The following is a 4,925-nucleotide window of genomic DNA, read 5'->3' on the forward strand; positions in this document are numbered from 1 at the left end:
GAACCGGCTGTCCTGGGGTCGAAACGCCCGAGCGGCGCATGACGTGGCGCGCGCCGCCGCGTGACGGCCCCGCCGGGCCTACTGGACGAATGGCCGGATCGTGGTACGACGGTAGCCGATGATTAACAAACTGCTATCCGTTCACGATCTGTGGCTGGTCCTGATGGCGTCGCTGGTCTGCGCGAACGGGTCCTGGGCGTCGATCAGCCTGTTCGACCGGGCCACCCGGACGAACGGCACGCGCCAGGCGGCATGGCAGGTCCTGACCGCGATCGCCGCGGGCACCACGGTCTGGTGCACGCATTTCGTCGCCATCCTGGCCTTCAATCCCGGCGTTCCGGTCACGTTCGACACCGACCTGACCATGCTGTCGCTGTTGCTGGCGATGCTGGGGGCGGGGCTGGGGTTCGTCATCGCCAGCATGGCGTCCGGCCCGGCGATGCCCCTGATCGGCGGGATCGGGATGGGGCTGGCGATCGCGGGGATGCATTATACCGGGCTGCGCGCCTATCAGGTCCAGGGGACAGAGATCTGGAATCTGCCGCGCGTGATGCTGTCGGTGCTGCTGGCCGCGACCTGCAGCGCGGGGGCGCTGCATTTTGCCGTGCGGTCCGGGCGGACCAGCCGCCTGATCGCCAGCCTCCTGGTCGGGGGCGCGCTGATCGGCCTGCATGTCCTCAGCATCGATGCGCTGCATATCGTGCCGGCGGCCGCACCTGGCGGCGCCATGAAGCCGGGCACATTCCAGGCGCTGGCGGTGGCCGTGACGATGGGGGCGATCGGCGTGTTCGGCACGGCGCTGGCCTGCAACCTGATCGACGATTCCACCCGCGCCGAATCGTACGACAAGATCCTGAAGATGGCGCTGAACGACAGCCTGACCAACCTGCCGAACCGCGCCAGCTTCACCCAGGCCCTGGAACGCGCATTGCAAAAGGCCGAATTGACCGGCGGCCGGCTGGCGCTGGCGACCATCGACCTGGACCGTTTCAAGGAGATCAACGACGTCTGGGGGCATCCGGCCGGCGACGACGCGCTGCGGCTGATCGCCGAGCGCATGCGGGCCTGCCTGCGGCCGGGGGAGTTCGTCGCCCGGGTCGGTGGAGACGAATTCGCCGCGATCCTGCATGTCCCCGATCAGGCGACGCTGGAGGATTTCCTGGCGCGGATCGATGCGGCGCTGAAACAGCCGATCCGCGTCGACGACCGCGACGTGGCCACCGGGGGCAGCGTCGGCGTCGCGTTCTATCCGGAAAATGCGGCCAGCGCGCAAGCGCTGATCCATAACGCCGACCTGGCGATGTATCGGGCCAAGAGGGACCCGATGCGGCGCGTCTGCTTCTACGACCGCGAGATGGACGAGGCGGCGCGCCTGCGCAAGCGCCTGGCGTCGGATCTGCGGACGGCGCTGAAGCAGGAGGAATTCACCCTGCACTATCAGGTGCAGACCGCCGTTCCGACCGGCGAGATCTGCGGCTACGAGGCGCTGCTCCGCTGGTACCACCCGGAACTGGGCGAGATCGCCCCGGCGGAATTCATCGCCCTGGCCGAGGAGAACGGCCTGATCGTCGCGATCGGCGACTGGTCGCTGCGCGCCGCCTGCGCCGAGGCCGCGACCTGGAACCCGCCCTACAAGATTTCGGTCAATCTTTCGCCGTCGCAGTTCGTCCATCCGGATCTGCCCGAGAAGATCGCGGCGATCCTGGCCGAGACCGGCCTGGACCCGCCGCGGCTGGAGCTGGAGCTGACCGAAGAGACCATCGTGGTGGACAAGGCGCGCGCGCTGCTGACCGTGCGGCGGATCAAGGCGATGGGCGTGACCATCGCGCTGGATGATTTCGGCACCGGCTATTCGTCGCTGGATACGCTCCGGTCCTTTCCGTTCGACCGGATCAAGCTGGACCGGTCCTTCGTCCAGGACCTGGAAACCAACCCGCAGGCGACGGCGATCGTCCGGGCGGTGCTGTCCCTGGGCAAGAGCCTGAATATTCCGATCCTGGCGGAAGGGATCGAAACCTCCGGGCAATTGACGATCCTCAGCGCGGAAGGATGCGACGCGGTCCAGGGCTATTTCCTGGGACGGCCGGCAACGCCGCTCCAGATCGTCGAAAGCGGGGCGATCATCCGCCACGCGCCGCTGCCGGCCTGAAACCCGCTGCGCCGTCGCGGCACCCTTGCCCCCCAAAAAAAACGGGCTGGCCCGTTGCCCGCCGCAATGCGGCTGAACAACGGACCGGCCCGCACGCTGCGGATCCGGCGGGGTGGACCCCGCCGGTCCCCGATCAGCGCTTGCTGAACTGGAAGGAACGGCGGGCCTTGGCGCGGCCGTACTTCTTGCGCTCGACCACGCGGGGGTCGCGGGTCAGGAAGCCGGCGGCCTTCAGGATGCCGCGCAGCGTGGGCTCGTAATGGGTCAGCGCGCGGCTGATGCCGTGACGGACCGCGCCGGCCTGGCCCGACAGCCCGCCGCCGGTGACCGTGCAATACACGTCGAACTGGTTGTAGCGGTCGGCCACCAGGAAGGGCTGGGTGATCAGCATGCGCAGGACGGGACGCGCGAAATAGGTCCCGACCGGGCGGCCGTTCACGGTGATGTCGCCCTTGCCCGGCTTGATCCAGACGCGGGCCACGGCGTCCTTGCGGCGGCCGGTGGCGTAGGAACGGCCCTGCGCGTCGCGCTTGGGCTCATAGACCGGGGCTTCCTGCGTGGCGGCGACCTGGCCGGAGGCGACGACGCCCTTCAGGTCGGCCAGCGTGCCTGTACGCTCTTGGGTTTCGGACATGATGCTCAGGCCCCGATCTTCTGGGAGTTGACGGTGTTCTTGCGGTTCAGCGCCGCGACGTCCAGCGTCCTGGGCTGCTGGCCGGCATGCGGGTGCTCGGTGCCCGCATAGACGTACAGATGCTTCATCTGCTGGCGCTGCAGGGGGCCGCGGGTGATCATCCGCTCGACCGCCTTGGTCACCACATGGCCGGGGTTCTTGCCCTCCAGGCGCTGGGTGATCGTGCGCTCCTTGATACCGCCCGGATAGCCGGTGTGGTAGTGGAACAGCTTCTGCCCGACCTTGTTGCCGGTCAGGCGCACCTTCTCGGCGTTGATGACGACGATGTTATCGCCGCAATCGACGTGCGGGGTGAATTGCGGCTTGTGCTTGCCGCGCAGGCGCTGCGCGATGATGGCGGCGAGACGGCCGAGAACGAGCCCTTCGGCATCGATCAGAATCCAGTCCCGTGTCACCTCCGCGGGCTTCAGCGAGGGGGTGGTCTTCATCTGTATGTGTTCCGTCTGATAATAGGAGCGGTAACGGGTGGCGCGTTATCCTAGGCGTCGGGCGCCCAGTCAAGATTAAAACGGATTTTTGCGCCGATTTTTCGGGGTTTTCGCGGACGGTATCCCAATACCGCATTGTGCCCGGGGCGTTGCCCGGGCGGATGAAATTGCTAGAAGACACCTGACAGGCCATTAGCGGATCCATGAGCGGATGACGTACCGGTGAAAAAACTTCTCTCTGCCCTGCTGCTGCTGATCATCATCCTGATCGTGGGGGGGCTGGGCCTGCGGCATTTCGCCCAGAGGCGGATGGAATCGGCCATCGCCGACCTGCGCACCGCCATCGGCCCGAACGCCAGCTTCACCTACGCCACCGCGACTCCGCGGATGCTGGCCCTGGGCGCGCGCTTCACCTCGGTCAGCTATCGCGATCCGACCGTGACGGTGACGGCGTCCGACGCCGTGGTGGGGCGGGTGACGGGGACGGCGCTGGGCGGCCAGCGCTTCGGCCATATCCTGCTGCATGACGTCCAGGTCATGCAGCCGGGGGTGACCGCGACGATCGCGCTGCTGGAACTGGACGGGCTGGTGCTGCCCAATGGCGGCCCCGCCCGGCCCGACGGGTCGGAAGCGCCGCCGCGCCTGGATTCGGTGCTGCTGGACAAGGGTGGGATGCGCGGCCTGCACGTGGCGGCGCCGGCCAGCCAGCTCGACCTGACGATCGACCGGGCCGCGATCGCCCAGTACGGGCTGGGCCGCATGTCGCATCTCGACCTGAACGCGCTGTCGCTGCAGATCAACCTGGCGCCGCGCCGCCATGTCGCGATCGGCCGTCTGCGGGTGGACGGGCCGGATTTCGCCGGGCAGATCGCCAGCCTGGTGCAGAGCGGCCATATGGTCCATGCCGTGGGCCACCGCCATTTCGACGTGTCGGGCCTGGCCGTCGACGCGGCGGCGCCGCTGCTGCGGATCGGGCATCTGCTCATCGACCACGAGGCGACGGCGAACCAGGACGAGGTCGAGACGACGGTGACGGACCTGTCCGCCTGGCCGATGCCGCCGCGGGACCAGTCCGTGCTGCACATGATCGGCTATGACCATTTTGCCGGAATGATCCACGCCCTGACCACCGTCGAGCGCCAGAGCGGGCAGATGAGCCTGCACCCGCTGGTGATCGACGCCCCCGGGATGGGGCGCGTGACGATCCTGGCCGACCTGGACCAGATCCCGGTCGACGACCCGATGAGCCTGATGGACACCGCGCGCATCGTCTCGGCGACGATCGACTGGCAGGACCGGTCCCTGGCCGCCCACGTGCTGGACGGGCTGGCCCGCAGCCGCGGCATGGAACCCGATGCCTATCGCCGGCAGGTCATCGGCAATCTGGACGCGTCGCCGGACCCCTCGATGCAGGCGCTGGGCCGGTTCCTGGCCGCCCCCGATCGCAGGCTGCGGATCGCGCTGCGGCCGCCCCGGCCGCTGAACCTGCTGATGTTGGGCGTGGCGCTGTCGATGGCGGGCGACCCGGCGACCGCCGGGATGCTGGGCTTGTCGGCCAGCACGCCGTGACTCCGGTGGCGGCGGCGCCGGCGGGGCCGGTGCATGTGGTGGGCGCGTCGGGGCGCTCGGGCGCCGCGCTGTGCCGCGCCCTGCT

General features: G+C 68.5%; 4 protein-coding genes. 2 read left to right on the forward strand and 2 right to left on the reverse strand.

Annotated elements, in window-relative coordinates; genetic code table 11:
- The first annotated feature begins 118 nt into the window (after window positions 1–118).
- Window positions 119–2,149: a putative bifunctional diguanylate cyclase/phosphodiesterase gene (locus HUK84_RS10355; RefSeq protein ID WP_176640223.1), complete on the forward strand. Its 2,031-nt coding sequence runs from the start codon at window positions 119–121 to the stop codon at window positions 2,147–2,149.
- 133 nt (window positions 2,150–2,282) lie between these two features.
- Here HUK84_RS10355 and rpsI read toward each other — a convergent pair whose 3' ends face one another.
- Together rpsI and rplM are read right to left on the reverse strand one after the other, a co-directional pair.
- On the reverse strand, window positions 2,283–2,783 hold the full coding sequence (gene rpsI, locus HUK84_RS10360; protein WP_176640224.1) for a 30S ribosomal protein S9: 501 nt from the start codon (window positions 2,781–2,783) through the stop codon (window positions 2,283–2,285).
- Between the two features lie 5 nt (window positions 2,784–2,788).
- Entirely contained in the window at window positions 2,789–3,271 is a 483-nt protein-coding gene (gene rplM, locus HUK84_RS10365; RefSeq protein ID WP_176640225.1) for a 50S ribosomal protein L13, read from the reverse strand.
- A gap of 222 nt (window positions 3,272–3,493) precedes the next feature.
- Between rplM and HUK84_RS10370 the strand changes: the two genes are divergently transcribed.
- A complete protein-coding gene (locus HUK84_RS10370; protein WP_176640226.1) occupies window positions 3,494–4,840 on the forward strand; it encodes a hypothetical protein in 1,347 nt (448 codons plus the stop codon).
- The last annotated feature ends 85 nt before the right edge of the window (window positions 4,841–4,925 follow it).

This window comes from Nguyenibacter vanlangensis, from assembly GCF_013376155.1.
In the GTDB taxonomy this organism is placed as follows: Bacteria; Pseudomonadota; Alphaproteobacteria; order Acetobacterales; family Acetobacteraceae; genus Gluconacetobacter; species Gluconacetobacter vanlangensis.